Source organism: Intrasporangium calvum DSM 43043 (assembly GCF_000184685.1).
Classification (GTDB): Bacteria; Actinomycetota; Actinomycetes; order Actinomycetales; family Dermatophilaceae; genus Intrasporangium; species Intrasporangium calvum.
On sequence record NC_014830.1, the window covers coordinates 1265003 to 1279459 of the forward strand.

The 14457-nt window shown below is 62.5% G+C and carries 9 protein-coding genes; 6 read left to right on the plus strand and 3 right to left on the minus strand.

Going from position 1 to position 14457, the window contains the following annotated elements:
• Positions 1–168 precede the first annotated feature (168 nt).
• The 6 genes from INTCA_RS05735 to INTCA_RS05750 all read left to right on the plus strand — a co-directional run bounded on the left by INTCA_RS05735 (position 169) and on the right by INTCA_RS05750 (position 11832).
• Entirely contained in the window at positions 169–1233 is a 1065-nt protein-coding gene (locus tag INTCA_RS05735; protein WP_013491976.1) for a glycosyltransferase, read from the plus strand.
• A gap of 445 nt (positions 1234–1678) precedes the next feature.
• On the plus strand, positions 1679–3751 hold the full coding sequence (locus tag INTCA_RS19025; RefSeq protein WP_013491977.1) for a glycosyltransferase family 2 protein: 2073 nt from the start codon (positions 1679–1681) through the stop codon (positions 3749–3751).
• 41 nt (positions 3752–3792) lie between these two features.
• Complete coding sequence (locus INTCA_RS19440) at positions 3793–4407, plus strand: hypothetical protein (protein ID WP_148236484.1); 615 nt, start codon at positions 3793–3795, stop codon at positions 4405–4407.
• Between the two features lie 177 nt (positions 4408–4584).
• Positions 4585–9060 carry a glycosyltransferase gene (locus tag INTCA_RS05740; RefSeq protein WP_218916290.1) on the plus strand — a complete coding sequence of 1492 codons (4476 nt, stop codon included), beginning with the start codon at positions 4585–4587 and terminating at the stop codon, positions 9058–9060.
• Positions 8973–9788, plus strand: a complete 816-nt coding sequence (locus tag INTCA_RS05745) for a DUF6270 domain-containing protein (protein WP_244859876.1) — start codon at positions 8973–8975, stop codon at positions 9786–9788. The genes INTCA_RS05740 and INTCA_RS05745 overlap by 88 nt, the downstream gene beginning before the upstream one ends.
• Before the next feature lie 154 nt (positions 9789–9942).
• Positions 9943–11832: a heparinase II/III family protein gene (locus INTCA_RS05750; RefSeq protein ID WP_041307310.1), complete on the plus strand. Its 1890-nt coding sequence runs from the start codon at positions 9943–9945 to the stop codon at positions 11830–11832.
• A gap of 12 nt (positions 11833–11844) precedes the next feature.
• Here the strand turns inward: INTCA_RS05750 and INTCA_RS05755 are convergent, their stop codons facing one another.
• The 3 genes from INTCA_RS05755 to INTCA_RS20630 form a co-directional block, all read right to left on the minus strand.
• Positions 11845–12069 (minus strand): hypothetical protein, encoded by a 225-nt coding sequence (locus INTCA_RS05755; RefSeq protein ID WP_013491981.1) that lies wholly within the window; start codon positions 12067–12069, stop codon positions 11845–11847.
• A 5-nt stretch (positions 12070–12074) separates the two neighbouring features.
• The gene (locus tag INTCA_RS05760) at positions 12075–13358 is read right to left on the minus strand and encodes an ISL3 family transposase (RefSeq protein WP_218916289.1); all 1284 of its coding nucleotides are present in this window, start codon (positions 13356–13358) and stop codon (positions 12075–12077) included.
• Between the two features lie 153 nt (positions 13359–13511).
• Positions 13512–14414 carry a DUF6270 domain-containing protein gene (locus INTCA_RS20630; RefSeq protein WP_013491982.1) on the minus strand — a complete coding sequence of 301 codons (903 nt, stop codon included), beginning with the start codon at positions 14412–14414 and terminating at the stop codon, positions 13512–13514.
• Positions 14415–14457: the final 43 nt, after the last annotated feature.

Sequence of the window (14457 nt, forward strand, 5' to 3'; positions counted from 1 at the left end):
TGGCAATCCAGGTGGTCCCATGAACCTGGCAAAAGACCGCTCAGAGCGGTCCCATGCTCATGGCAGGCGACATACAGGGGCTTTAAGCACGATGAACAGTCCCCCATCGCCGAAGCCAAAGCGGCAATCGCCTTGGCGAGGGTGGGGCCAGGGGAGAGACCGACCCTGGTGGCCTATACCCCGGTAGGCCGTACCAATCCGTATCAGGCATTGCTTTACAGAAGTGTCGAGGCCTACGGCGTCGCAACGACGCCGATTGTAAAGAGCTGGCAGTTCGAGCAGTTGAGCCGCGTGGCCAATCTAGTTGAAGATATGGTTCTCCATATTCACTGGACGTCTTTCGTCCTCGATGGAATACAGGCACGTCCTACGGCACGGAAGAAGATCTCACAATTCAAAAGTGCAATTTCCTCCTTCAAGGGCAGCGGGGGCCGGCTGACCTGGACGCTGCACAACATTGTGCCTCATGATAGCAATTTCCCCGACCTGGAGATTGAGATCCAGCAATTCCTCGCGGACGAGGCCGACGTCCTTCATGCGCTATCCTACGCCTCCCTTGATGTCATGGAGGAACTCATTTCCTTTGATCGCGGCAAGGTGATTGTTGTGCCGCACCCGAACTATCGGCTTGCCTACGAAAACTACGTGACGAGGTCGGACGCGCGACTTGCCTTCGGCCTGGAAGCGCACGACAGGGTCTACGTGCTTCTCGGGGCCCTTAAGCCATATAAAGGACTTGATGTACTGTTTCAGGCCTTCGAGCAATTCTGCGCTGAGGACCCCACGGTATCGCGAAAACTCCTAGTAGGGGGACGGCCCGATGACAATCCCGAGGTGCGGTCCTTTGTGCGTGATTGCGAGAACAGCCCGAATGTTCTCATTGAGCCGAAGATGATCGCGCCCCATTTCATTCAATACTATCTACGCGCGGCGGATGTAGGTTTAGCATCCTATTCGCGCATGCTGAATAGCGGTGCCCTGCTGCTTTACCAAACCTTCGATTTGCCCGTCATCACCTCCAGCAGTCCCGCCTTGTGGGAACACATGACGAAGGAGATCGCGGAGTGCGTAGGGACGCCCGACATCGAAGGCCTCTTGGGGGCCCTCCGGAAGGCGGAACGCTTCTTTGGTGAGGATGTAGGCCCTAAGGTGCGCTCGTACGCCGAAGGGTTCGACGCGACGGCATTGTCACATGTGTTTGTCTCGCAACTAATGGCTCGATTGGCGTCGTGAACGCTGGAAATTCAGGTGAATCCGTGGACAGAACCCCAATGCTAAGTTACGAGTGGAACTTTCTTAGCCCGAAAGGCCATTTCGATCTGTTTCTGCAGGTGCTCGGTCGTGTCGAGGAGCGCGGTTTCGTGTATCTTGCGGAGGCACTGGCTCCAGATGGAACGATCGATCCAAACGTGACATTTGACTGGTATTACTCCGATTCCCTCCAACGATGGTTCCTATACTCGCCGCCGGCCACGACTCGTACCACCAGTCAATTACGTTCGTTGACCTCTGACCGACAGCTCCTTGGGTTGCGCCTCACGGTTCGACCATGGGGCAGCCCCGACCCGTTCTCTGCGCATGGCGAGTGCTGGCTGCGCACCTCTGAAGCGGGTGTACAGGCGAAATCGGGCATCTGGGCTCTGTCGCGAGGGTTACGAGCAACCACGGAGGATCTGCTATGAGCAAGGACCCTCGGGTTGCGGTCTTCGTGCTCGTGGATGCCAATCAGGCGGAGTCAGATGTTGCCCGGACGATGCAGGGCCTCGCGCTCCCGTGCCAGGCTCAGATTGCGGTTCACATAGTTCCGCGGGCGCAGGAGAATAACTACACCGATCCTGGCATGGTAGGGCAGAGGTTGTCCCCGCAGGTAAGCGTTGCTGGCGCGGTCCATGAAGTACTGCCACAGGAGACGGCGGATGTGTTCTTCTTCGTCGTCAGCGGCTCAGTGGTTCATACAGAGGATATCGTGGAGTCGGCGCGGTACCTGGCTGGTGGATCATTGTCGGCCGTGAGGGGGCGCACCTATGACGTGTTGCCTGGTCGACTCGTCCATGGGGGAGCGTGGCGGCGGAGAGTCCGTCATGCAGATGCAGAGAACCGTATGGACTTAAGTAGGAACCCGGCTGTCGTGCTCCTGGGTGTGAGTCGCTCAACGTATCTAGCGCTTCGCGGCCTCGACGAGTCTCTTGCGGAGCCGGAGGCTTTGCTGCGGGACTTCGAAGCCAGAGCGCGCAGTGCAGGGGTCGTGGTACAGATGGGCCCGATGGTGCTGCGTCGCGCCCCTCGTCTCAACGCATTGGTGCGCAGGAGCAACCCAGGACTGCCTACCAAACATCGATCCGCGCAGCCTTCTCCGGTCTATAGGAACTTGAGCCGAGTTCTTGGCAATCCGCGAACGGACCCTCCGTTCGTTTCGATTGTGATATCTACCTACAACCGGGCCCAATATTTGGCCGAGTGTATCAATTCGATTTTGTCGCAGTCTATGCCTGACTTTGAAGTAATTCTGGTGGACGACGGGTCCACAGATGAGACAGAAGGTGTGGTGCGCGCTTTCGATGATGACCGGATTCGGTACTTCAAGCGCTCAAATTCAGGCATCTCTGCTGCACGAAACTTCGGTCTTCAGGCGGCGCGAGGCACCTTCGTCGCCGTGCATGACGACGACGACATCATGCTCCCTTGGCGCTTGGCTACGCAGTTGGCGTCGCTACAGCCTGAAGACCATGGGTCGTTCGGCGTGTCGGTGCACTTTGACGACGAGACGGGTGAAACACACAACCTCATTCATCGCCAATTCAACATGCAGACCGCACTGACATACGGCCACAACCCGACTCATCCGACCTGGCTCCTACGGCATGACGTGATTGCAGCTTTTGGGTACGACGAGACGCTGGAGAGCGGTGTGGACAACAACCTTGCGCTGCGCATGGTCCGAGCCGGGGTTCGGATGCGGCACTGCGGTGTACCGCTCATCTTGCGAAGGGTCCATCATGAACAGATCACGCGGACGGCGGGGGAAGCGCAGAAGGCCTATGCAGGAATGTCCCGGCGACTCCTACAATTCGCGAATGCTGGTCGCCCCACCCCGCGTGCGAGCAGCGAGTCTGAGTGGCTGCCTCCAAGTCAAGTGGACGTTCGCCTGCACCGGGTGCTTCCCTACCTTCCGGATAGGCTCACACGTCGCACTGTGACGATCAAGGTGGGTATGCCCCTTCGGGAAGCTCTTGTCGCTGTCCGGGACATTGGTTCTGTCCATTTCAGGGAGGAGCACTTCGGAAAAGCCCAGGATACGCCTAGGACCGTCCTCATCCTCACGGACGTAACTTGGCCAGGGCTCGCGACCCTTCGTAAGGTTGGTGCTGAATTCGAGGCGTCCGTGTTCACCGGGACGAACGTAGAAGGTGGAGGGTTCGACTCAGCCATCGAGGACTGGAGCTTGGATAAGATTGCTTCCTCAGGCCGACAGGGTGAGGTCTACGTGAGGGTTCTTTCGCGGGATCGAATAGGACTCCAGCGGTTTGTAAGGGAGTCAGAGCTTTCAGGGTGGACTTTCGAAACTCACTTGGAAAATGAGCTAATGGCAGTGGTGTTCTCGACTTCAGATCTGCATTCAGCTAGCGCACTGTGTTCCGGTTTGTTGGGCGCCGGCGTCAGCGTATATGAATTGTCCGTCCTCTGTTCCACCCACGTTGACGACGCTTCGATTCGTGCCGATCTATTCGGTGATGGCGGGATGAACGCATGAGATTTCGGTGGGAGCCCAACTCATTTGGACGCTCGGGTCTCGTGGCTATCCCGGAGCGGTTTGACTCGCGACCACTGTTCGATGAATTATGGCTAGACTACACGCTCGATAACGTGATGCCAGACCGACTCGCCGTGGCAGCCGCCTTGACGTTCAGACAGGGGCTCACGAAATCGTTCAAGGTCCCAGACCCCATATTTACCGTCACCGCGAGTGCGATCGAAGATCTTGCTTCATCAAGGGACCTGCGAGTCAACCAAGTGGTCCCTGGCGAGTTGTCGCGATCCAGAGGCAACGCAGTCCTTGTTGTTAATGTCGATAACCCGTCGGCAACCGTGGTGAATACGCGCGGCGGTCGGCGTCATATTGCCTTCAACATTCTACGAAGCGATCGATTTGCCGGCGCGCTCTTGGCGATGGATTCGCTGAGCCTGGCCAGCAACGCTTGGCTTCATCAGCGGCATCCTTCCTCGCCTTTGGAGGCGCACCTACCGTATTTGGCGGTGGCCGTCTTGACAGCGGAGGATCTGGGCGCAGGAGCCATTGCACTGATGACTGACGTCCTAGAGTCGGATCGGGCGTTAGCCAAAAAGGTCCGTCGACTCTGTAATGCTGTCGGCTTATCACTATTAAGTTCTTCACACGATGGTGACTGAACGACGCCGGAGGATCTGGCGTGCTGATCGAGACCAGTTGCATCTGATGAAACCGGTCCAGCATCGCCCGTTCGTAGGTCTATCCGATAAGCGAGAAGGCTATGGTCATCGCTGCTGGCAGTTGGAAAAGGCCAAGGCCATGACCAGAGGCGCCCGCATAGCCGAGGAGGCTTTCCGGTGAAACCCGATGAGGGGCGGGACGAGGAGGCCTTCAGTGGACTCCTCTTTAGGGATTTTCTTGCCAACGAGACGCGGGCCAGGGCTTTGTATGACGATCTGCGCCAACGTGAGGCTCGTGCAACACGGCGGCTCACCGAACTCGAGGTAGAGGTCGTCCGTTTGCAGCGAGCGGAGCAGGACAGCCGGGCACTTAGGCGTCGGCTCGGAACGGCGAACGCCGCGCTTGACGCGTACCGCACCGAGAGCAGACGCCTGAAGGCGGACCTTAAGCGCGTGCGTGGCTCCAACGCCTATCGGGTCGGCAGGGCTGTATTAAGGCCCGTCGGGATCCTTCGGCGCCTCCGTGGTGGCCCGGGGGGGGCATCCGATAACCCGGCAGTAGGTCACGAGAAGGCGCTGTCGGGCTCTGACGAGAATGGGTCGGACGAGCAAGTCCTGCCGTGTCGTTCTGTTCGAGGTCGCGCAGAACTCTCGTTCGAAGAGCTCAGGTCTGATTTCGAGAGCCAGCCGAGCACGGAGCGAATGGGCCCGCTGCTCTCTCATGCGTGGTATCAGCTTGGCCTCATCTCGGCTCCGGCGGAAGTTCTGCGGCGACACCCGGACGTGGCGGTGAATCTAAAGGGCCACCCACGCGTCTTGGCGGAACTTATCCGCGGGGAGGAGCGCCTTCTTGGCGCCAGCGTGAACCTTCCTGAAACCGGTCGGGGGGCCGCGTACCTACCCGAGCGCGACCGGGTCATGTACTGCGTGCACTCCTCGCCGGTGTTCAACACGAATGGCTATTCCACGCGTACCCAAGGGGTGGCGGGGGGTATGTCAAAGGCGGGCGCCGACGTCGTCGTAGTGTCACGGGTAGGGTATCCTTGGGACTCGAATGTCGATATTTCTAAGCCGGCACAGCGCAGATACGTCACCGCCCGTGAGGGAGTTGGTTACGTGCACCTGCCGGGGGCATCGCTCAGCAGCACACCCACTGACTTCTACATTCTGCAGGCCGCTGACGCCTTCGTGCGCGAAGCGAGGTTGCAGCGCCCAAGTGTCATCCAGGCGGCCTCCAATTTTCGCACGGGACTTGCAGCGCTTATCGCTGCCCGTCGACTTGGAGTTCCATTCGTTTACGAGGTTCGCGGTCTTTGGGAAATTACAGAGGCCTCGGAGAAGCCAGGGTGGGTCGACTCCGAACGCTTCCAGTTGCAGGCGAATCTTGAGACTTTGGTGGCCAAGGAAGCCGACTGCGTCCTCGCCATCACCCAGCAGATCAGGGACGAGCTGGTGCGGCGCGGGGTGGGACCAGAGCGGATCTTGCTAGCGCCGAATGCGGTCGACCCGCTGGCCTTTCTGCCGCTGCCAAAGGATCACGCTTTCGCCCACTCCAAGGGTGTGCGGACTGACGTGCCCGTAATCGGCTTTGCTGGCAGCATGGTCCCGTACGAAGGGTTGGACGTCCTGGCGGAAGCTGCAGCCGTCCTGCGCGATAGAGGGGTGGACTTCCAACTGGCGCTAGCCGGTTCGGGGTCTGCCGAACATCACCTCAGGAAGGAAGTGACGCAGCTCGGTCTGGGCGACAAAGTCCGATTCCTCGGCCGGCTTTCCGCCGATGAAATGCCTCGGCTCCTCAGCCTGTTCGACATCATGCCGTGCCCGCGAGTGTCCGTCCCGGTCACGGAGATGGTCTCGCCTCTCAAGCCCCTCGAGGCGTTGAGTTGCGGCAAGGCCGTCGTCTTGTCGGATGTCGCGCCCCACGTCGACCTAGCGGGCGGACATGAAGGACGTGCCCTGATCTTCCGAGCTGGTGACGCTCCGCAGCTGGCTGATGTGCTGGAACGCCTGATCAATGACGTGGACCTTCGAAGTGACCTGGGTCGTGCCGGCCGTCTGTGGTGCCTGGAGGAGCGTACGTGGGTCAAACTTGCTGAGACCATGCGTTCGGCGCATGCGCAAGCACGGGTAGCACTGGACCGACGCATCACCTCGGTCCCGAAGGTAGAACTCGCGGCGCTGCGGGTGGGGCTCGTGGCGGATGAGTTCACGACACAAACCCTGCGAGCTTCGGCGCTGATCGTGCCTCTCAGTCGGTCGAGCTGGCGCGAACAAGTCCATGGGCTCGATCTGGTCTTCCTCGAGTCCGCCTGGGAGGGCAACGGGGGCGAGTGGCACCGCGGTGTTGGCCGCTACTCCGACGAGGAGCACCGGGACATCGTGGCCCTGCTTGCCTGCGCGCGGGAGTTGGGGATCCCGACGGTCTTCTGGAACAAGGAGGACCCGATCCACTTCGAGCGCTTCGTTGCCACGGCATCACTGTGCGACCACGTCTTCACCACAGACGCCGATCGAGTGGTGTCGTACCTCGAGGCTGGGGCGGGGCACCTCAAGTCGGCGTCCTCGCTTCCGTTCTACGCTCAGCCCCACCTGCACAATCCCTTGCCAGGGCAGCGACCGTTCGAGAAGTCGGCCGCGTACGCGGGCACATACTATGGCGACCGTTATCGGAAGCGCTCGCGCGAACTCAGCAGCCTCCTGGCGACGGCCGCGCCGTTCGGGCTTGCTATCTATGATCGCCAAGCCGCGCTGCCAGATTCGCCCTACCACTTCCCCGCCGCCTTGGAGCGACATGTTCGTGGCGCACTGCCCTACGAAGAGGTCGTGGACTCGTACAAGGCGCACCTGGCCAACCTCAACGTCAATTCCGTGGCTGATTCTCCGTCGATGTTCTCGCGGCGGGTTGTCGAGGTTGCGGCCTGCGGTGGGGTAGTTCTTTCTGGACCGGGCCGAGGCATTGAGGAGACTCTCGGCAATGTCATTCCGAGTTCGTCGGATCCGCAGGTGTGGCATGCCCTGCTTGCGGCCTGGTCGAGTGATGCCGAGGAGCGGCTTCGCGAGGCATGGTTGCAGATGCGGGCTGTTTACAGGGCTCACACTGTCGGTGCAGCGCTGACGATCCTGGCGCGAACGGCCGGGATTCCCGTGTCCGCTCCCCCCTTTCCGACATACGCTGTGGAAGTGACTTCGGCTGACCAGGACGTCGTCGAGGGCCTCGCCCGTCAATCCATACTGCCGACGGACGTTTACGGGGCAGAGATCTCCCCCCGGGTGAGGGAAGTCCTGGAGCCGCTAGGGGTGCGGGTCCACGACGAACCGATCCACGACGGCGCGAACCTTGTCGCGGCGTTCGCCGCTCTCGTCGACGCGCCTCTTGGTCGCACCCACTTCGAGGACCTCCTCCATGCGTGTGCCTTCGGGCACTGGGAACGGATCGTGCCCAAGGATGGAGCCGCCTGCCAGCACGGACAGCCCATAGCGAGGCAGATCGACCACTCCGGTGAACTCTCGGGAGTCGTCGCCGCCGACCTGGTTCGCCGACTCGGGGGGCTGGTGCTCGCGCTCCACGCCACCCAAACGCGAGGTCTCGAGCTCGTCGTCGCGCCACAGCAGGTACGCCCCCCGGTCCCAACGGCGGAAGTCGCCGAGGCCGCTAAACATCGGTCGCTCTCTGAGCGTCGTGTAGTGGTGGCCGGTCATGACCTGAAGTTCGCGACGGGGCTCATTGACGCTCTCGAGTCCGGCGGAGCCAGGGTTGAGAAGGACCAGTGGCACTCGCACGTCAAGCACGATGAGCAGCGCTCCTCAGAGCTGCTCGAGTGGGCTGACATCGTGGTCTGCGAGTGGGGCCTGGGGAACGCCGTGTGGTACTCACGTAACCTGATGCCGCACCAGAGACTGGTTGTCCGGGTGCACTCGCAGGAGCTGAGAAGGCCCTATCTGGCCAGCATCGACCATGACCGCGTCGACGCTTACGTCTTCGTAGGCGATTTGATACGCGATGCCGCTATCCGCAGTCATGGCCTACCGCGAGAGAAGTGTCACGTGGTTCCGAATGCCGTCGACACCGCCGCACTGGCTTTGCCAAAGACCGCCGAGGCGAGCCGAGTCATCGGGCTTGTGGGCATCGTGCCCCAATCGAAGCGCCTGGACCTGGCTCTGGATGTGCTGGACGGCCTGCACGCCCTTGGCCTCGACTACGTCTTGCGGATCAAGGGCAAGCTACCCGAGGACTTCCCGTGGATGGCGCAAAGGCCCGATGAGCTCGACTGGTATAAGAGGCAGTTCGACCGCATCGGCGAGATACAACAGCGCCGGTGGGGCGGTGTGCTACTCGACGGACATGGCGACGACATGCTGCACTGGTACCAGAAGATCGGGGTCGCATTGTCGGTGAGCGACTTCGAGTCCTTCCACCTGACCATCGCGGACGGCGCTGCTTCTGGGGCGATGCCGGCGGTGCTCGCTTGGCCGGGTGCGGACCTGATATATCCCCGCGAATGGCTGTCACCGACGGTCGCGGCTCTCGTCAAACGCATCGCACAGGCTGAGCGCGATCCGCACGCATGGCGCGAGGTCGTGACAGCGCGCTTCGGAGCGGATCAGGTGCTCGATCGACTTGCAGCCCTGATCGCGGGCGGGGGGGGATTGTGAGCGCTTCGGAGCAGGTCCGTGTGCTCATCCATGGGAGTTGTGTCTCGCGGGACACGTTCGAGTTTCTGCCCGCCTCCTACCGTCTCGTCAATTATGTCGCCCGACAGTCCGCCATCAGCGTGGGTAACTCAGCGCCGGGGATCTCTGACCGACTTCCGCGACTGAGTTCGCCCTTCCAAGACAGGATGATCCGCGGCGATATCCGAGGCGACCTTCTCGAGCGGATCCGGGCGCTAGCTGAGGAGGTCGATTTGGTGCTCGTCGATCTGGTGGACGAGCGGGGTGGTGTCGTCGCCATTGGTGATGGCTATGCGACCCGCCTCGCGGAGTTCTGGAGCAACGGGGGAAAGGAACTAGCCAAGGGAGCCGAGCACATCGCATTCGGTACTCAACGCCATTTCAGCCTCTGGGCCGGCGCCTTCGACCGGATCGTGAGCGAACTCGAGTCTCTTGGACTACTGGCCAAGGTGCTCGTGCTCTCTACGCCATGGGCGGAGAAACTGGAGGACGGGAGCCCTCTGGGTGTCCCTGAGTGGATGACAGCGCCAAAGGTAGCGAACGAGGAATACGCCCGCTATTTCGACCACCTTGAATCGCGGGGCCTAAGGTTGCTTCGTCTGCCTGACCGATTGGCTCTATCCAGCACAGAGCACCGTTGGGGTCCGAGCCCCTTCCACTACACGGACGCGGCATACGAGTGGCTAGCCCAGGGGATCTCGCGTGCTTGATTCTTGCCGCGAAAGTGCGCCCCTCGACCTAGACCGGGCCGCGGCTATTGTCCGACGATCGCTGCCTCGCGATGTCTCCGACGACGCGCGGACACGTGCCACGAGGCACATCCGAGATGGAATCGTCGACGTTCCCCAGTCCGGCCTCCTGAGAGTGACCACCGACATGGACTCCGAGGCCTGGAGCGACAGCTCGGACCGCTCCCGAGGGCGCTACGTCCATGGGTTCATCTTCCTTCGCGACCTCGCCGGCCTGATGGCGTCCGACTTGGCGCCGCAGAACTCCTCTCCTGCGCGTTTCGCCTTGGATCTGCTGCGGGCGTGGGAAGGCCGCCACCCGCTTGCAGCCTCATCGGCAGCCGTACACCCCATGGCCTACCACGACGAGACGACTGCCCAGCGCATGCTGCACGTCTTGGCGATCGTTGACAAGATCAGTGCGTTGGGGGATGACGAGCGGACGTGGATACGCGCATTTCTCGATGGGACGGCGAAGCTGTTGGCGAGTCAAGACTTCCACGCGGGGCTCAATAACCACGGTATGTTCCAAGATGTTGCGTTGTTCTCGTGGGCGTGTCTTGCTGACTGGCGGAATCGACGGGTTCGCCTCGAGTACCTGTTCACAGCCAACGACCGCCTCCTTGATTACTTCCGGCAAAGCTTCACGCGGGAAGGAGTGCATATCGAGAACGCGCCGAACTACCACGTTCTCATCGCCAGATACCTCAAACAGCACACTGAACTCGCCCGGGCCGCTGGGCTGGATCAGCTCAACGAGCTCGAGGAGGTCCTCGCACAGGCGGCGGTTTATGCAACTCATGCCGTACGTCCCGACGGGTCTTTTCCGCTCGTGAGCGACACCCAGGCGACCCATTTGGCGACGGTGGCTCGTGAGGTCTTCGCCGACGAGGAGTTTCTGTATGCCGCTACCGCAGGGGTTCAGGGGATGCGCCCGTCGAAGCGTGTCCTCGTCCTTCCGGACTCCGGATACGCGATCTACCGGTCTGCATGGGGAGATCCAGACGCAACCTATGTCTACTTCTCGGCCGCCTACAACTCGGGCTACCACAAGCACTCCGACGAGAATTCGTTCTGGCTGACCAGTGAGGGAGTCGATCTCCTCGCCGAAGCGGGACCAAACGGATACACCTACGACGACCCCTTCACCCGCTATGCCTACTCTCAATTCGCGCACAACACTCTCGTGGTGGACGGACGGAGCACACCCCGGGCAGACGGACACGTCAACCATGTGGAACTCCTGCCTCTTTACGTGGGTCCAGACCGGTTCAAGGTGCTCGGACGCAATGCGCGCCTCAGCGGGGCGGTACACGATCGGACCTTCGAAGTGGTGGAACACAGCGGCCGGCACCCAATGATCCTCGTGACAGACGAAGTGCGCGCCTCAAGCCGGCACGTGTACGACATCTACTGGCACGTCGGCGATGGGCTGGACGTCCACCTTCGTGGGGATGGGTTCGACCTCACGAAGGATGGTTTCACTCGCATGTCTCTGACCCTGACAACGCGCGAGGACGTCGCGATCACCGTTCATCGCGGTGAGGGACCGCCGGAGCCGCTCGGCTGGCGCTTCTCACGCTTCGGGCGCAAGACGCCGTGCATAGTCGTTCGCATGCGCCTGCGGGGCGCCGACGTGATCATCGACTCGGCCATCACGCTCCCGGACGAGCCTGCCCTCTATGACAAGACAGACGCGGTGACCTCTTGCTACCACAATGACGCTCTTGCGACCGAGACGTCCTGGGAAGCGACCTCCACAAGGGAGCCGTCCCTAACGGTCCACGTCGCCGCCGACGGGGGCGGAAGGGCGCTCACGGCCACCATGCAGGTCTCAGGGTTCGCCCAGTACGCATTCAAGCTCTACCGAGGCTCCAGCTTGGTCGCAGAAGTGGGCTATTCCGCGCGCTCGCACGTGCGGTGGGCCGGGCTGGAGCCCGGCCGGTATCGCGTCAGGGGATACGCGAGGGAGCGCTACGGCTCACCCGTGAACGCTGAGACCAGTGAGTCTGTTTTCATCCGATGATGACCGCGGGGCCTACCGCAAGCGGAGCCGTTCGCTCACCATGGCAATGCGTTCTCCTTGGTCGTCCTTGACGAAGGCTCGAACGTAGAACGGCCCAGTCCCGCGTCCGGCGACGTGGAAGACGCGAAGCGGTGAGCGGCCGTAGTGCACCTTCTCGATGGGCTCCCCAGCGGCATACAGGTGGAACGCGAAGGCCCGCCCCGCGGGCGGTCGAACCGTGGCAGTAAGCTGGCTCATCGAACTTAGCCGGGCAGTGTGTGGTGAGTCGTGGCTGACGCCCGCCGGTGTTGGCGGGTGCAGGCCCACCGTATCCGGCGTCTCTGGTTGACCGGATTGCGGAAGCCGAAGGCGTCCCGTCCGACGTGCTTGGCGAGGCGGTTGTAGCCCTCGGAGCGGGCGTTGGTGTAGCCGGTGGTGATCGCGGCGAGCACGGCCGGCCACCAGGTCTCGATGGTCTGCGCGAGGCGGTGGGCCTCGGGCAGGTCACTCGCGGCGGCCTGGGCGTAGAACCGGTACAGCCGGTGCGAGATGAGCTCACGGTCCGCGCCCGGGGCCAGCGCGAGCAGGGAGCGCAGTCGCTCCTTCACGGCGTACGCGTGCAGCACCTCGGCGCCCGGCTCGCCCGCGTCGACCAGCGCGTTCCAGAGCCTCGCGAACGCATCGTGGGTGAGCCGTTCGTGGCCGAGCAGCAGCCGCCGGCGGGCGGCCCACTCGGGGTCCTTCTTCCGGCCGCGGCGGCCGCGGGCCTGCCGGGTGGCGTGCTGGCGCACCTCGGTGAGCATCTGGTTGCCGAGTGCGACGAGGTGGAACTTGTCGGCGACCAGGACCGCGTCCGGAAGGGCGTCGCGCACGGCCTTGGCGTACGAGGCGGACAAGTCGATCGCCACATGCGTCACCTGCGTCCTCCACGCATCCGGCTGGCCGGCAAGCCAGCCGGCTACAGACGAGGCGGTCCGTCCGTCGATGTGCGCGAGCAGCCCGGCCGTGCCGGCCGCGTCCACGACGGCGGTGTGCCACCGGTCGTGCAGCACCTTCCACCGACCCGTCACCGGGTCTTGGGCCCAGACCGGCTTGCCGCGGCGGGTCTCGTCGATCCCGAGCACGGCCACCGCCGGCAGCTCCTGCTCGAGGAGAGGGGTGACGTGCTCGACGAACGCGGCGTGCGCGACCGGCCAGGACACCCCGTGCGCCCGGGCCGCGGCCAGCACGCAGGAGAACCCGTCGGCGACACCGGCCCCGACCAGCTGCCGCAGCCGCATGGTCAGCCGCGTACGGGCCGGGACCTGCGGCAGGGACTCAGTGAACGTCACTCTGTCACAGAGCGGTTCGCGACACCGCCACCTCGTCTTGTGCCACACCAGCCGCAACGGCACCCGACCGTGCGGCACATCCCGTGGGCGGGTACGGACTCGTTCCTTGACCGAGGTGGAGAACACCCCGCAGGACGGGCACGCCGCCGCCGTCTCGTCCTCGGTGACCACGTGCACCACCCGTCCCCCGAACGCGTCGAGCTCAACTCGCTGCACGGCGACCCCCTCCAGGCCGAGCAGCCGGGAGGCGTGCTCAGCCGGGTCGTGGACATGCTGACATTGCGTAGGCTGGCTCAAGCCCGTGACCTCACTTCGTGACACGACTGCGTAGACAACAGCCATGATCACCGAGGTCACGGGCCCCTCACGTCACCGACGCGGACCCGGACCCTGCCCGGCTAACTTCGAAGACCCAGTAAGCTCTGCCGACGCACTCTGACGGAGTGTGACGACAGAAGGCGAGTCCTGCCTCCGCAGCGAGACGACGGCTGGCCCGACGGTCTGACTTCTTGGCTCAAGGCCCACATTGACGCAGAAACGCTCGATTTCCTGTGCTAGGGCGGCGTAGGTCTCGTCGTCATAGTGAAAGGGCGCCACACCCCAGCGATGGTCCGGCTCGGAGGCAACCGGGATGTTGGCGCCCAGAACATCCAGACCACAGGTCTCAGCCAGGATGTCGACATACTCACCAAACACCGGGTTCATGTTGGCTCCCGAGAGCCCGAAGCTTTTAGGAGCTTCACCGTCACCCCCACCCCTCACTCGATCTGCCCAGGCTGGGGCGAGAAGGGCCGTGCATTGACGCAGGGACAGATCCTCGAGCAGTTCTCCGAGTCGCCTGGCGGCGGAGGCGAACAGCTGACGGTGGCGATCGGACCCCATCTCTAGCCTAATGCGATCCGGCGCGGCCTCCCGCCGCAGGTGACGTCGCTCGACCGAGTCGGTCCAGAAGCCTGTGGCCCGAGGAAGCACCCCGAGTCGCTCATCCACGAGGTCCAGCAGGAGTAGGTCAGTGGTTGCGGCATGCTTCCGCAGGCTCTGAGGGAGTGAGGAATCCTCGTCCCCGGCGAGCATGCGGCGCTGGAAAGAACTGCTTAGCCCGCTGTGGTCGACGTGCCCCCCTGCCGGAGGGCCGAAAGCGCTGATGAGGCTCTGTCGGGCGACGTAGTCCACGAGCGTGTAGCCGAGCGGACGAAGGAACTCGAATGTGTCCCTGGAGACACAGCTCCCGTAGAGGAAAGTGTGTATCGACCGTGGCTCCTCAGACCTCATTTTCGTCAATTGCCCACGCTCCTCTGGCTAGTCTTTCCTCTCG

Excerpts from the sequence above, each read along its gene's own strand:
- INTCA_RS19025 (WP_013491977.1), top strand. The coding sequence starts at position 1,679 with ATGAGCAAGGACCCTCGGGTTGCGGTCTTCGTGCTCGTGGATGCCAAT.
- INTCA_RS05745 (WP_244859876.1), top strand. The coding sequence starts at position 8,973 with ATGGCGCGAGGTCGTGACAGCGCGCTTCGGAGCGGATCAGGTGCTCGA.
- INTCA_RS05755 (WP_013491981.1), bottom strand. The coding sequence starts at position 12,069 with ATGAGCCAGCTTACTGCCACGGTTCGACCGCCCGCGGGGCGGGCCTTC.
- INTCA_RS20630 (WP_013491982.1), bottom strand. The coding sequence starts at position 14,414 with ATGAGGTCTGAGGAGCCACGGTCGATACACACTTTCCTCTACGGGAGC.